General features: G+C 75.7%; 15 protein-coding genes and 1 pseudogene. 10 read left to right on the forward strand and 6 right to left on the reverse strand.

Going from position 1 to position 12634, the window contains the following annotated elements; translation table 11 throughout:
• Positions 1 to 43: 43 nt before the first annotated feature.
• On the reverse strand, positions 44 to 928 hold the full coding sequence (locus GTR00_RS04900) for a sigma-70 family RNA polymerase sigma factor (protein ID WP_166610518.1): 885 nt from the start codon (positions 926 to 928) through the stop codon (positions 44 to 46).
• Between the two features lie 246 nt (positions 929 to 1174).
• Between GTR00_RS04900 and GTR00_RS04905 the strand changes: the two genes are divergently transcribed.
• A complete protein-coding gene (locus GTR00_RS04905) occupies positions 1175 to 1528 on the forward strand; it encodes a hypothetical protein (protein ID WP_166610519.1) in 354 nt (117 codons plus the stop codon).
• Between the two features lie 24 nt (positions 1529 to 1552).
• Here the strand turns inward: GTR00_RS04905 and GTR00_RS04910 are convergent, their stop codons facing one another.
• A complete protein-coding gene (locus tag GTR00_RS04910) occupies positions 1553 to 1798 on the reverse strand; it encodes a Uma2 family endonuclease (RefSeq protein ID WP_166610520.1) in 246 nt (81 codons plus the stop codon).
• Between the two features lie 430 nt (positions 1799 to 2228).
• Between GTR00_RS04910 and flgN the strand changes: the two genes are divergently transcribed.
• The 8 genes from flgN (at position 2229) to GTR00_RS04955 (ending at position 7751) form a co-directional block, all read left to right on the forward strand.
• Positions 2229 to 2717, forward strand: a complete 489-nt coding sequence (flgN, locus tag GTR00_RS04920; RefSeq protein WP_166610521.1) for a flagellar export chaperone FlgN — start codon at positions 2229 to 2231, stop codon at positions 2715 to 2717.
• A 15-nt stretch (positions 2718 to 2732) separates the two neighbouring features.
• Positions 2733 to 4130, forward strand: coding sequence for a flagellar hook-associated protein FlgK (gene flgK / locus GTR00_RS04925; RefSeq protein ID WP_166610522.1), 1398 nt, complete (start codon positions 2733 to 2735; stop codon positions 4128 to 4130).
• Positions 4131 to 4158: 28 nt separating this feature from the next.
• Positions 4159 to 5073 (forward strand): flagellar hook-associated protein FlgL, encoded by a 915-nt coding sequence (flgL, locus tag GTR00_RS25555; RefSeq protein WP_166610523.1) that lies wholly within the window; start codon positions 4159 to 4161, stop codon positions 5071 to 5073.
• 23 nt (positions 5074 to 5096) lie between these two features.
• The gene (locus tag GTR00_RS04935; protein ID WP_205705081.1) at positions 5097 to 5495 is read left to right on the forward strand and encodes a flagellar assembly protein FliW; all 399 of its coding nucleotides are present in this window, start codon (positions 5097 to 5099) and stop codon (positions 5493 to 5495) included.
• A 208-nt stretch (positions 5496 to 5703) separates the two neighbouring features.
• Positions 5704 to 6108 carry a flagellar assembly protein FliW gene (locus tag GTR00_RS04940; RefSeq protein ID WP_166610525.1) on the forward strand — a complete coding sequence of 135 codons (405 nt, stop codon included), beginning with the start codon at positions 5704 to 5706 and terminating at the stop codon, positions 6106 to 6108.
• 94 nt (positions 6109 to 6202) lie between these two features.
• Complete coding sequence (locus GTR00_RS04945; RefSeq protein ID WP_166610526.1) at positions 6203 to 6718, forward strand: YbhB/YbcL family Raf kinase inhibitor-like protein; 516 nt, start codon at positions 6203 to 6205, stop codon at positions 6716 to 6718.
• Between the two features lie 38 nt (positions 6719 to 6756).
• Positions 6757 to 7290, forward strand: a complete 534-nt coding sequence (locus tag GTR00_RS04950; RefSeq protein ID WP_205705086.1) for a YbaK/EbsC family protein — start codon at positions 6757 to 6759, stop codon at positions 7288 to 7290.
• 2 nt (positions 7291 to 7292) lie between these two features.
• On the forward strand, positions 7293 to 7751 hold the full coding sequence (locus GTR00_RS04955; RefSeq protein ID WP_205705082.1) for an SRPBCC family protein: 459 nt from the start codon (positions 7293 to 7295) through the stop codon (positions 7749 to 7751).
• On the opposite strand, the gene GTR00_RS04960 is transcribed toward GTR00_RS04955, so the two are convergent.
• From GTR00_RS04960 to GTR00_RS04975, 4 genes are all read right to left on the reverse strand, one after another.
• A complete protein-coding gene (locus GTR00_RS04960; RefSeq protein WP_166610528.1) occupies positions 7699 to 8517 on the reverse strand; it encodes a TrmH family RNA methyltransferase in 819 nt (272 codons plus the stop codon). The two genes, GTR00_RS04955 and GTR00_RS04960, sit on opposite strands and share 53 nt — an antisense overlap.
• 32 nt (positions 8518 to 8549) lie before the next feature.
• Positions 8550 to 10205, reverse strand: coding sequence for a putative bifunctional diguanylate cyclase/phosphodiesterase (locus GTR00_RS04965; protein WP_166610529.1), 1656 nt, complete (start codon positions 10203 to 10205; stop codon positions 8550 to 8552).
• A gap of 208 nt (positions 10206 to 10413) precedes the next feature.
• A complete protein-coding gene (locus GTR00_RS04970; RefSeq protein WP_166610530.1) occupies positions 10414 to 11103 on the reverse strand; it encodes a response regulator transcription factor in 690 nt (229 codons plus the stop codon).
• Positions 11103 to 12353, reverse strand: coding sequence for a sensor histidine kinase (locus GTR00_RS04975; protein ID WP_205705083.1), 1251 nt, complete (start codon positions 12351 to 12353; stop codon positions 11103 to 11105). The genes GTR00_RS04970 and GTR00_RS04975 overlap by 1 nt, the downstream gene beginning before the upstream one ends.
• A gap of 88 nt (positions 12354 to 12441) precedes the next feature.
• Here GTR00_RS04975 and GTR00_RS26280 point away from each other — a divergent pair.
• Positions 12442 to 12552, forward strand: a pseudogene (locus tag GTR00_RS26280) (Spo0B domain-containing protein); the annotation flags it as partial.
• Between the last annotated feature and the right edge of the window lie 82 nt (positions 12553 to 12634).

Raw genomic sequence — 12634 nt, forward strand, 5'->3', positions numbered from 1 at the left:
GTGCGGGTACGGGGGTCCGCTTCACGCGGTGCGAGGGTCCGCCTCACGCGGTGCGGTACGCCGGCACCGCGCCCGCCGCGGCGAAGGCCGACATCGCCAGGCGGGCCTTGAAGTCCGACTGGGTGCCCACGGCCGCGAAGTAGGACTCCTTGCGCTTGACGGCGGCGGCCGAGCCGGCGGCCGGCTTGACCATCTCCGGCGCCAGGTGGGTGTTCATGCCGTCGCGCAGCAGCGCCAGCGCCTCCCCGCGCATCTGCGAGATGCGCGACTCGGTGACCCCGAGCTGCTCGGCGAGCTCGGCCATGGGGCGCTCGTGCAGGAAGTAGCCCTCGATGACGAGGCGCAGCCGCTCGGGCAGCGCGGCGATCGCCGAGCGCAGGTAGCCCAGGCGCTCGCGGTGCAGCAGCTCGGCCTCCGGGCCGGGGCTGTGGGTGGGGATGTGGTCGTCGATCGAGGCGCCGTCGGCGGTGAAGCCCTGCATCGACAGCACCATGGCGCGCTGCGCCTCGTCGCGGGTCTCGGCCAGCTCGCGGGTCGACACGCCCAGCACGCCGGCCAGCTCAGCGGGGGTGGGGGTGCGGCCCAGCTGGGCGGTGAGCTGGTCCTCGGTGGCGTTGAGCTTGCGGGCGCGGGCCCGCACCCCCCGCGAGGCCCAGTCCGCCCCGCGCAGGTCGTCGAGGATCGCGCCGCGGATGCGGGTGTTGGCGTAGCGGGCGAAGGGCACGCCGGTGGAGGGGTCGAAGCCGCGCGAGGCCTGGAACAGCGCCATGAGACCGGCGGACGTCAGCTCGTCGCGGCTCACGTGCTGGGGCAGCCGGCCGATGAACTCGCTGGTGATGTAGCCGACGATCGGCAGGTGCTTCTCGACGAGCTCGTCGCGCTGCGCGTCGGTGAGCTGCACGGGGGCGGTGGCGGCGTCTGCGGTCACACCCGGTGTCTCGGGCGTGCCGCACGTCACCTTGAGCACCCACCCGGACGGAGTCTCCAGCTCCCCCGCTGCGCCGCCGCGGGGCGGGGGCGGGACCGGTGGCGACGCAGCGTGAGCACCGGCGCGCCGATCGGGTGGGACGGCGTCGAACCGTTCAGCGGGCAACCACCCCGCGCCGATGTCCCTCCTGCAAGGTGCACCGGTGCGTCCGGTGCAGCAGTGGTTCGAGAGGCGGGAGTGACAGCCGTGAAGCCGTTGTACATGGTGCTGCAGGACCTCGAGCACGCCGCGCGGCGGGGCCGGCTGACGCCGTCGTTCATCGACGAGTACGCCGACAAGCACGGCGAGCGCGTCAGCGCCCTCTACGCCCTGGCGGCGAAGAACTTCCTCACCGTCGCCCACGAGGAGGGGCGCAACGACCACGTCCTGCGCGACCCCAAGGAGCGGGTGCGCGGGGTCAACGCGGTCGTCGTCAACGCCGCCCTGGAGGACAACGCCCGCGAGATGCACCGCGAGCTGCGCAAGGCCCGCGACGACGGCCGCCCCTACGCGCTGCGCAAGCCCGGCAAGAACGCCTTCTTCGTCAAGAGGACGAGCTGACCGGCCGGGCCGTCGGACGGGCCGTCAGCCGGACCAGAGCACCGACTCGTCGAAGGCGCTGAGCCACTCGGTGGCGCCGGCGCCCTCGACGTAGGTGCGGCCCGGGGCGAGGGCCAGGCGGGTGAGGGTGCGCGCCTCCGGGTCCACCACCCAGTAGTGCGGCAGCTTCCACTGCGCGTACAGGTCGCGCTTGAGCAGGCGGTCGGCGGAGCGGGTGGACGGGGACTCCACCTCCACCGCGAGCAGGACGTCGGAGGGGTCGGCGTACACGCCCCCGCCGCCACGGCCTCCTCGGCCAGCACCACCACGTCCGGGATGAGCAGGCGGTCGGTGGCGGAGCGGCGCAGCAGGTTGGCGCCGGGGAGCACCACCCAGCCGGCCGGGGCGAGGCCGGTCAGCTCGTGGGCCGTGCGCCCCACGAGGCGCTGGTGGCGGAGGTCCGCCAGGGGTGCCACGTGCAGGCTCCCGTCCACGATCTCCATGCGGGGGCCGCTGCCCTCCTCCGGCAGGTCCTCCACCCGCAGCGGCAGGACCATCTCGATCGACACGCCCACGGCGCCACCTCCCCGGGCCCAGGGTAGCCGCGGGGCCCGCCGGTTCACCCGGACGGCGCTCAGCTCCCCGGCCCGGCTGCCGATGGGGGGCCAGGACGAGGGGCGCCGCGACGGCGCCCGCGGCGCCGACGACGGGAAGGACACGCATGGGACTCGCCGAGGTCTCCGGCATCCTCTGGAAGGAGCGGGAGCTGATGGAGCTGCTCCTGTTCAAGCTGGAGGAGGAGCAGCTCGTGCTGGCCGCCGGCCGCACGCGCTGGCTGGCGCACGCGACCCGCGAGGTCGAGTTCGTCATGGAGCAGATCCGCACCACGGAGGTCCTGCGGGCCGCCGAGGTCGACGCGGTCGCCGCCGAGCTGGAGCTGCCGCCGGGCCCGAGCCTGAACGCGCTGGCCGCCGCCGCGCCCGAGCCGTGGGGAGAGCTGATGCGCGGTCACCGCGACGCCTTCCTCACGCTCACCGCGGAGATCCAGAACCTGGCCGACGCCAACCGCGACCTGCTGGCCTCCGGCGCCCGGGCCCTGCGCGAGGCGCTGCTCGGGCTGGACACCCCCCTCGACACGTACACCGCCGACGGCAGGAACCAGGCCGCCGCCGGCAGCTCCCGCGCCCGCTTCGTCGACGAAGCCCTCTGAGACAGGACCGAGGACATGAGCACCTTCTCCGGCATCAACATGAGCTCCCGCGCGCTGACCGCAGCGCAGCGCGGCATGGAGGTCACCGGGCAGAACATCGCCAACGTCAACACCGAGGGCTACACCCGCCAGCGGGTCGAGCAGACCGAGAGCCGCGCCGGAGCCACCGGCATGTTCGCCCGCCGCGGCACCGCCGGCGAGGGCGTGGAGGTCACCGGCATCGCGCGCGTCTCCGACGCGCTCACCGAGGCCGCCGCCCGCCAGGACGGCGCGACCGCCGCCGAGCACGAGGCCGCCACGGCCGTGTGGAGCCGCCTGGAGGCCAACCTCGGCGAGAACGGCACCTCGGGCCTGTCGTACCAGCTCAACGACATGCACAAGGCGTTCAGCGACCTGGGCAACGCGACGAGCGCGGAGAACGTCCTCGCCGGCCGCACCCACGCCCTCGCCCGCGCCACCAACGTCGCCGACACCGCCAAGCAGGTCGACGCGCAGGTGCAGGCGCAGTGGTCGGAGCTGGGCGGACGGATCGACCTGCACACCGCCGACGTCAACGCCACCGCCCAGCAGATCGCCGGCTTCAACACCGCGATCCTCAGCGCCGGCACGACGGGCGTCTCCGCCAACGAGCTGCTCGACCAGCGTGAGAAGGCCCTGTCGCACCTCTCGGAGCTGACCGGCGCCCGCGTGGTGGGCCGCGAGGGCGGGATGGTCGACGTCTACGTCGGCAACACCGCGATCGTCGCCGGCCGCCAGGCGTACACCATGACCGCCTCGCACGGCACGTCGCTGGCCGACGTCAAGGCAGGCACGAGCAGCACGACCCTGACCATCGAGGGTGCTGCCGCGCAGCCCACCAGCGGTGCGCTCAAGGCGACGCTGGACGCGGTCAACACCACGGTCCCGGGCGTCTCGAAGAGCATCGACCAGTCGGTGAAGGACATCGCGGCGGCCGTCAACGCGGCCTACAACCCCGGTGGGACCGGCCAGGACCTCTTCACCTTCAGCGGTGCCCGGGTCAACGGCGGCGGGGCCTCGGAGCAGATCCGGGTCAACCCGGCCGTGACGCCCTCCACGATGCAGGACAGCACGGCCGGCACCGTCGATCGCGCTCGCGCCAAGGCCATCGGCGAGCTGCCCACCACGCCCGACAGCCCCACCCTGGCGTGGCGGAACACCGTCGTGGACATCGCCGCCAAGACCCAGGCCTCGGAGATCCGCGCCGACCTGGCCGCGCAGGTGTCGCTGAAGTCGATCGCCGCCCGCGACTCGGTCTCGGGCGTGAACATCGACGAGGAGATGACCAACCTCGTCTCCTACCAGCACGCCTACTCCGCCGCGGCGCGCGTCCTGACGACGATCGACCAGGCGCTGGACACCCTCATCAACCGCACCGGCCTCGTCGGCCGCTGACGCCCCCGACGCACCCGAGGAGAACCCCGTGATCGGCCGCATCGCCTCCCGCACCACCGCGATGAACTCGCTCGCCAACCTGCAGGCCGGCCAGGCCCGCAGCGACCGCATCCAGCAGCAGCTGACCAGCGGGAAGGCGTACGTCAAGCTCTCGGACAACCCCGTGGCCGCCAACGACGCGCTGCGCTTCCGCTCCGAGATCGCCGTCAACGAGCAGTACGGGCGCAACATCTCCGACGGGCAGCGCTGGCTGTCCGTGCAGGAGGACTCGCTCGGCTCCGTGACCAACTCCCTGCACGCGGCGCGCGACGCCCTCGTGCAGGCGAACAACACCGGCGTCGTCAACCCGGCCGCGCGCGGAGCGATCGCCGCCCAGCTGCGCAGCATCCGCGACGACGTGCTCGCGCAGGCCAACACCCTGCACGAGGGGCACCCCGTCTTCGGCGGCACCACCACCGCCGGCACCGCCGTCGCGGCGAGCTTCTCCGGCACCGCCGGCACCTACACGATCACCGGGGACGAGGGCGTCATCTCCCGCCGCGTCGCGCCGGGCCACGACGTGCGGGTCAACGCGACGGCGACCGAGGTGTTCGGCGGCGCGGGCGGGGTCCCCACGCTCTTCCAGCAGCTCGACGAGCTGGCCACCGCCGTGGAGAACGGCGACAGCACCGCCGTCGGCGCCGGGCTCGCCACGATCGACGCCGCGCGCGACCGCGTGCTGTCCGTGCGCGGCGCCCTCGGTGCCCGCGTCAACCAGCTCGACGCCCTCGAGCAGGCCAACGCCGTGCGCGGCGACGCACTGAGCGGTTCCCTGGACGCGGTCGAGGGCGTGGACATCGCCAAGGCGATGATCGAGTTCCGCCTGCAGGACACCGCGTACCAGGCGGCGCTGGCAACGACGGCCAAGGTCATCCAGCCGACCCTGCTGGACTTCCTGCGGTGACGGAGACGACTAGCGTGGCGAGTGTGACCGACACGAACGCCGCCGCGGAGATCGAGTTCGTCGCTCCGCTCTCCGGACTGCCCGAGCACACGCGCTTCACCCTGGCGCCCCTGGACGAGGACGGTCTGCTGTTCTCGCTGCGCAGCACCGAGGACCCGGGGCTGCGGCTGCTCGTGGTGACGCCGGAACGGTTCTTCCCGGACTACTCCCCCGTCGTCGACGCCGGCTGGGCCGAGGAGCTGGAGCTGTCCGGCCCCGAGGACGCAGCGCTGCTGGTCGTGGTCAACCCCGGCAGCGGCCTGGCCGACGCCACCGCGAACCTGCTGGCGCCCGTCGTGCTGAACCACCGCACGAGCCGGGCGGCGCAGATCGTGCTCACCGGTTCCGACCTGCCGCTGCGGGCGCCCCTGCTGCCCGTCTGACGCTGCGACGCACCCGCGAACGCCCCGCCGGCCCCGCCGGCGGGGCGTTCGTCGTCCCCCGTCCTCTCCGAACGGCGCGACGCAGCGCTCATATGTCGCTACTCTCTGTCTAGGTTCGATCGCACGGACAGTGGCTGTCCACCGTCCGGCGACCACCACGGTTCAGCCGGATTCGACGAACGCCTCGACGCCGAAGGGAAGCTCGACCATGAGCCTCGCCACCGAAACCGCCCCCAAGATCGAGTTCATCACCCCGCTGGTCGGGCTGTCCGAGAGCACCCGCTTCGAGCTGACGCCGCTCGACGAGGACGGCACGTTCTTCTCGATGCGCTCGATGGACGACCCCGACCTGCGCCTGGTGCTGGCGGACCCGATGCCCTTCTACCCGGACTACGAGCCCGTCATCGACGGCGAGATGGCCAAGGCCCTGGACATCACCAGCGACCAGGACGGTGCCGTGCTGGCCGTGGTCAACATCGGCAAGAGCCTGGAGGACTCCACCGTCAACCTGATGGCGCCGGTCGTGCTCAACCCCAGGTCCCACCGCGCCGCCCAGGCGGTCCTCACCGGCTCGCACCTGCCCCTCAACGCCCCGCTCATCCCCAAGGGCTGAGCAGCACGGCCCCGCGCCGGGCCGGTCCACCCCCAGGGACCGGCCCGGCGCACCCCCTCGTGCAGCCGCACGGGCCCCGCCCTAGCGTGCTGGCATGAACCTCGAACGCCCCGTGGCCCCCGACCCGTACGCGCTGCTGCCGCAGGTGCCCTCCTTCGAGCTGACGTCCACCGACGTCGCCGAGGGCGAGCCGATGGCCGAGGCCCACGCCGGCGGGAACACCTCCCCCCAGCTGTCCTGGTCCGGGTTCCCCGAGGGCACGAGGTCCTTCCTCGTGAACTGCTTCGACCCGGACGCCCCCACCCCGGCCGGCTTCTGGCACTGGACCCTGGTGGACGTGCCCGCGGACGTGACGAGCCTGCCGACCGGTGCGGGCGCCCAGCCGGCGCCCCGGGGGGTCACCGTGCTGCGCAACGACATGGGCACCGCCGACTACACCGGGGCCGCCCCGCCGCCCGGCGACCGGGCGCACCGCTACGTCTTCGCCGTGCACGCCCTGGACGTGGAGTCCCTCGGCCTGCCCGAGGGCGCCACCGCCACCGTCGCCGCCTTCGCCTCCCTCGGCCACGTGCTGGCCCGCGCCACCCTCACCCCCGTCTTCGCGCGGTGAGCGGGCAGGACTCCCCCGCGGGCACCGACCCCTCGGTGCTGGGCCCGCGCTCCGTCGCCGGCGCCCTGGAGCTGCTGGCGCCCGCCGAGCACCCCGGGCTGCTGCCGCCGGCCGTGGCGGCGGCGCTGCCGGAGGGCGCGCGGGTGTGCGCCATCGAGGAGGACGTGGCCGACACCGCCGCCCTCGTGGAGGCGGCCGGGGTCCCGCTGGAGGGCTCGGCGAACTGCGTGCTCGTCTCCGGCAGGCGCGGCGGCGAGGAGCGCGTGGCCGCGTGCGTGGTGCTGGCCACCACCCGCGCCGACGTCAACGGCGCGGTGAAGCGGGCCCTGGACGTGCGCAAGGCCTCCTTCCTGCCGCAGGAGCGGGCCGTGGCCGAGTCCGGCATGGAGTTCGGCGGCATCACCCCCGTGGGCCTGCCCGGCGGCTGGCGCGTGCTGGTGGACCGGGCCGTGGCCGAGTCGCCGTGGGTGCTGATCGGCTCCGGGGTGCGCCGCTCCAAGCTCGTGGTGCGCGGGGCCGACGTGGCCTCCCTGCCCGGCGCGCAGGTCGCCGACATCGCCCTGCGCGGCTGAGGGTGGCGCTGCTGCTGGTGGCGCGCGGGCCGCGGGCGGCCGGCGCCGCGTGGGAGGACTACGCGGTGCCGGCGCGCTGGCCGTCGTGGTCGCCGCAGGTGCGCGGCGTGGAGGTGTCCGCCCCGCGCATCGCGGTGGGCGTGCGGGGCGCGGTGCGCGCGCCGCTGGGCGTGCGGGTGCCGTTCGAGGTGACCGCCGTGGACGAGGCGGCGCGCACCTGGAGCTGGCGGGTGGGCGCCGGCCCGCTGAGCGCCGAGCTGGAGCACCGCGTGGTGGCGGTGCCCGGCGGCAGCCTCACCGAGCTGCGCCTGTCCCCGGCGCTGCTGTGCGCGCCCTACGCGCCGCCGGCGCAGCTCGCGCTGCGCCGGCTGGTGGGGGCGCGGGCGGGCGCGGACCCCAGCGCGGGCCTCAGCGCGGGCGGGTCTGCCACAGCGCGACGGCGCTGGCCGCGGCGACGTTGAGGCTGTCCACCCGCGGGTCCATGGGGATGCGCACCGCCACGTCCGCGCGCGCCAGCGCCCGCCGGCTCAGCCCGTCGCCCTCGGTGCCCAGCAGCAGCGCCAGGCGCTGCGGCGCGGGGAAGTCGCCCAGCTCCACGGCGTGCTCGGCCAGGGCCAGCGCGGCCACCGTGAAGCCGCCGGCGCGCAGCAGGTCCAGGTCGCCGGGCCAGTGCTCGGCCCGCGCCCACGGCAGGTGCAGCACGGTGCCCATCGACACGCGCACGCTGCGCCGGTAGAGCGGGTCGGCGCAGCGCGGGCTGACGACGACGCCGTCGACGCCGAACGCGGCGGCGGAGCGGAACAGGGCGCCGACGTTGGTGTGGTCCACCACGTCCTCCAGCACCACCAGGCGGCGCGGGCCGGGCCCCAGCGCGGCGAGCAGGTCCGCGACGCCGCGCTGCGCGGGGCGGTGCATCGAGGCGAGGGCGCCGCGGTGCAGGTCCACCCCCGTCAGGCGCGCGAACGCCTCCACGGGGGCCACGAGCACGGGCGCCTCCGCCGGCAGGACGTCGGCGAGCTCGCCGGCGCGGGCCGGGCTGAGCAGGAACGAGCGGGGGCGGTGCCCGGCGGCCAGCGCCCGGCGGATCACCTCCACGCCCTCGGCGAGGAAGAGGCCCTCGGCGGGCTCGCGGCGCGCGCGCAGCTGCACGTCCTTCAGGGAGGTGTAGTCGCGCAGCAGGTCCGCGCACCGCTCGTCGGCGAGGTCCTCCAGCTCGATGCGCGGCACCCGCGCGACGCTACCGGAGCGCCCCGCCGCGCTCAGCGACCGGCGGGGTCGGCGCTCAGCGCGCCGCGCCGCAGGGGCACGGGGCGCTCGAGGTCCAGGTCGAGGACCTCGTGCAGCATCCCCGTCGTGGCCTCGGGCAGCGCCCGCTCCAGGCCGACGACCGCGGGGCCGGGGTGGGCCAGCAGGAAGCCCTGCGCGGCGTCGCAGCCCATCCGGCGCAGCGTCGCCAGCTGCTCGGTGGTCTCCACGCCCTCGGCGATGACGCCCACGCCCATGTTGCGGGCCATGCCGATGATGCCGGCCACGACGGCCTCGTCCTGGCGGCGCCGGCCCAGCCCGGCGATGAAGTGCCGGTCCACCTTGACGTGGTCGACGGGCATCGTCTGCAGGTGCGACAGGGAGGAGACCCCGCGCCCGAAGTCGTCGACGCCCACGCGCACGCCCATCATGCGCAGCGCGTGCAGGGTGCTGAAGCCGGCGTTGGCGTCGGCGACGAGCAGCTCCTCGCTGACCTCCACCAGCAGCGCGTTGCCGGCCGCGCCGGAGGGCTGCTCGGCGGCCACGGCGTCGAGCAGCTGCGCGTTGGCCAGCTGGCGGAGGGAGACGTTCACGGAGACGGTGAACCCGCAGTCGTCGCCCTCGCGGGCGTACCACTCCTGCAGCGTGCGCCACGCCTCGCGGATCACCCACCGCCCGATGGGCACGATGAGCCCGGTGCGCTCGGCCAGCGGCACGAAGTCGCCCGGGTGCAGCAGGCCGCGGCGGGGGTGCTGCCAGCGCAGCAGCGCCTCCACGCCCTGCACGTGCCCGTCGGTGAGGTCCACGATCGGCTGGTAGTGCAGCCGCAGCTGGCCCTGCTCGACGGCCATCGCCAGGTCCACCTCGGTCTGGGAGGCGTCCACGGCCTGCGCCTGCATGCGCTCGTCGAACAGCTCGGAGCGGGCCTTGCCGCCCTCCTTGGCCCGGTACAGGGCGGCGTCGGCGCGGCGCAGCAGCTTGGAGGCGTCGCCCTCGTCGCGGGCCAGGGCGATGCCGACGCTGGGGGTGATGCTCAGCGAGCGCTCGGCGCCCACGGCGATGGGCCGGTCGGCGATGGAGGAGACCACGCGCTCGGCGATGCGGCTGGCGGTGAGGTCGTCGGAGAGGTCCTCGCACAGGACGGCGAACTCGTCGCCGCCGAAGCGGGCCACGGTGTCCTCCGGGCGCACGGCCGCGCGCAGGCGGTGCGCGACCTCGACGAGCACGGCGTCGCCGGCGGCGTGGCCGTGGACGTCGTTGACGCCCTTGAAGCCGTCCAGGTCCAGGTAGAGGACCGCGCAGCCGCGCGAGCCGCGCCGGGCGAGGGCGTGCTGGAGGCGGTCGGTGAACAGCTGCCGGTTGCCCAGGTCGGTGAGGGGGTCGTGCAGCGCCTGGCGCAGGGCGGCGTCGAGCATCTCCTGGCGGTGGCGGGCGTCCTCGTCGACGCGCTCGGCGGCCTGCGCGGACAGCAGCAGCAGCAGCAGGGCGCTGACCAGGCCGCCGCACAGGGCGGCGAGCAGGGCGCTGAGGCTGGGCGGGCCGTCCAGGAGGCGCTGGACGAGGGCGACGACGCCGACGACCACGAGGGGCGAGGCGAGGGCCCACGGCACCACGCGGGCGCGCACGTCGTCACCGGCCTGGTGGCGGGCGGACCAGGGCCACCGGACCATGGCGTGCCCTCCCCTCTGCCGCCGCCCGGTGGCGGCGGCCCTCTCGCGCCCCGGTGGTGCCGACCGGTGCCGGCTCGCGGGCGGCGTGGCTCTGGAAGCCTGCCGCGTGATTGCGTGCTGTGACAAGAGCACCACGCAGAAGTGAACATCGCACCTCAACAGCCCCAAGAGTCACCCGATCGGAGGGCTGTCGGCGGCCCCTGCCGGGTCAGCGCTCCAGGGGGGCGTAGCGCTGCTCGGGGCGCCCGGTGCTGCCGTAGCGCAGCCGCAGCGCCAGGCGCCCCTCGCCGTCCAGGGCGGCCAGGTGGCGCTGGGCGGTGGCCCGGGAGATGCCGGTGGCGGCGGCCACCTCGGCGGCCGACAGCGGCCCGGGCGCCTCGCGCAGCGCCTGCAGCACCAGCTCGCGGGTGGCGCCGGAGGCCCCGCGCACCGGGGACGCCTCGCCGTGCAGGGCGCGCAGGGCCGCGTCGGCGAGCTCCTGGTCCAGCTCGGTGGCGGTGTCCAGCACCCGCCGGTAGCGGGCGTAGGCGCGCAGCCGGTTGTGCAGCACGACCTCGGCGAACGGCTTGACGAGGTAGCCCAGCGCCCCGGCGCGCTGGGCGCGGCGGAAGGTGCCCGGCTCCCCGGCCGCGGTGAGCACGAACGCGTCGCAGTCCAGGGACGCCACGAGGTCCAGCCCGGAGCCGTCGGGCAGGAAGACGTCGACCAGGGCCAGGTCCACCGGCTCGCCGGCCGCGGCCAGGCGCGCGGCCAGCGCCCGCGCCTGCGCGGTGCCGCCGGCGGTGCCGGCCACGGCGAACCCGGCGACGGCCTCCACGTACCCGGCGTGCAGGGAGGCCACGCGGAAGTCGTCGTCGACGACGAGCACGCTCAGCGGGCGACCGGCGCCGGCGGCCATCAGGGCACCTCCGGCACGCGGTCCGCGGCAGCGCCCGGGGGCGCCATCGCGCCGGGCAGCCGGGCCACGAACACCGCCCCGCCCAGGCCCGCGGGCGCGTCCGCGCCGCCGTCCGCGCCGTCGTCCGCGCCGTCGTCCGCGCCGTCGTCCGCGCCGCCGTCCGCAGGGGCGGCCAGCCAGGCGTCGCCGCCGCGCTCGCGCGCCACCTGGCGCACCAGGCCCAGCCCGATGCCCGAACCGCCCGTGCTCACCCCGGCCTCGAACACCTGCTCGCGCAGCGCCTCGGGCACGCCGGGGCCGGAGTCGGCCACCGCCAGCACCAGGTCGGTGCCGTCCTGCAGGACGTCGACCTCCACCACCGGCTCCCGGCCCCCGCGGGCGGCGGTCACGGCGTTGTCGACGAGGTTGCCCAGCACGGTGGTGACGTCCACCGGGTCCACCACGCGCCCGGCCACGGCCACCTCGCCCAGGCGCAGCCGCACGCCGCGCTCGCGGGCGTGGCTGGCCTTGGCGGCCAGGAACGCCTGCAGGTAGGGGTCGCGCACGGCCTCCAGCCCCTCCAGGCGCACCCCCAGCGGGCCGGTGGCCAGCAGGGTGCGCACGTACTCCGCGGCCTCGTCCGTGCGGCCGGACTCCAGCAGCCCGGAGACCAGGTGCAGGCGGTTGGCGAACTCGTGGCGCTGGGCGCGCAGCACCTCCCCCACGGCCTGCACCGCGTCCAGCTGGCGGGTCAGCAGCTCCACGTCGGTGCGGTCCTGCACCGTGAGGACCCTGCCGAGGGCGCGCCCGTCGCGGTCGACCTGGCGCGCGGCCAGCAGCAGGGTGCGCTCGCCCACCAGGGCCAGGGAGGGTGCGCCGCCGGGGCGGCGCAGGCACCGGCGCACCGCCTCGGGCAGCTCGCCGGCGTCGTCGCCGGCGCCCAGCGGGCGCCCCAGCAGCCGGGCGGCCTCGTCGTTGGCGAGCACGACGCGCCCGTCGGGACCCACGGAGATCACGCCCTCGGCGATGCCGCGCAGGACCGCCTCGTGGCCCTGCAGCAGCCCGCCGATCTCCTCCGGCTGCAGGCCCAGGGTGAGGCGGCGCAGCCGGGCGGCGAGCGCGGCGGCGCCGGCCACGCCCACCAGCAGCGCCGCGCCGGCCACGGCCAGCGCGGGCAGGACCGCCTCGCGGGCGCGGTCGGCGACGGTGGCGGCCGCGACGCCGACGACGACCTCGCCCACCACGCGGCCGGGGTCGCCCGGGGCCCGCACGGGCACCTTGGCCCGCGCGGAGGCGCCCAGGGTGCCGACCTCCTCGGTGACGACCTCCCGCCCGGCCAGGGCGTCGGTGGGGTCGGTGCTGACCCGCCAGCTGGACGCGGTGCAGGCCGTGGGGGAGGTGCTGCGCGCCCAGCGCCACGAGTTCGCCAACCGCCTGCACCTGGTCTCCGGGCTGCTGGAGTCCGGCCGCGTGGTGGGCGAGGTCGTCGTCGGCGTCGCGGCCGCCACCGTCGCCGACCGCGCCCGCGAGGCGGTCCTGCCCGCGCTGGCCG

This window comes from Kineococcus indalonis, from assembly GCF_009906395.1.
GTDB classification, from domain to species: domain Bacteria; phylum Actinomycetota; class Actinomycetes; order Actinomycetales; family Kineococcaceae; genus Kineococcus; species Kineococcus indalonis.

Bases quoted from the DNA above. Each gene is read 5' to 3' on its own strand.
- GTR00_RS04970 (WP_166610530.1), bottom strand. From the start codon at position 11,103: ATGGCCGCCGGCGCCGGTCGCCCGCTGAGCGTGCTCGTCGTCGACGAC.
- GTR00_RS04945 (WP_166610526.1), top strand. From the start codon at position 6,203: ATGAACCTCGAACGCCCCGTGGCCCCCGACCCGTACGCGCTGCTGCCG.
- flgK (WP_166610522.1), top strand. From the start codon at position 2,733: ATGAGCACCTTCTCCGGCATCAACATGAGCTCCCGCGCGCTGACCGCA.
- flgN (WP_166610521.1), top strand. From the start codon at position 2,229: ATGGGACTCGCCGAGGTCTCCGGCATCCTCTGGAAGGAGCGGGAGCTG.
- GTR00_RS04940 (WP_166610525.1), top strand. From the start codon at position 5,704: ATGAGCCTCGCCACCGAAACCGCCCCCAAGATCGAGTTCATCACCCCG.
- GTR00_RS04965 (WP_166610529.1), bottom strand. From the start codon at position 10,205: ATGGTCCGGTGGCCCTGGTCCGCCCGCCACCAGGCCGGTGACGACGTG.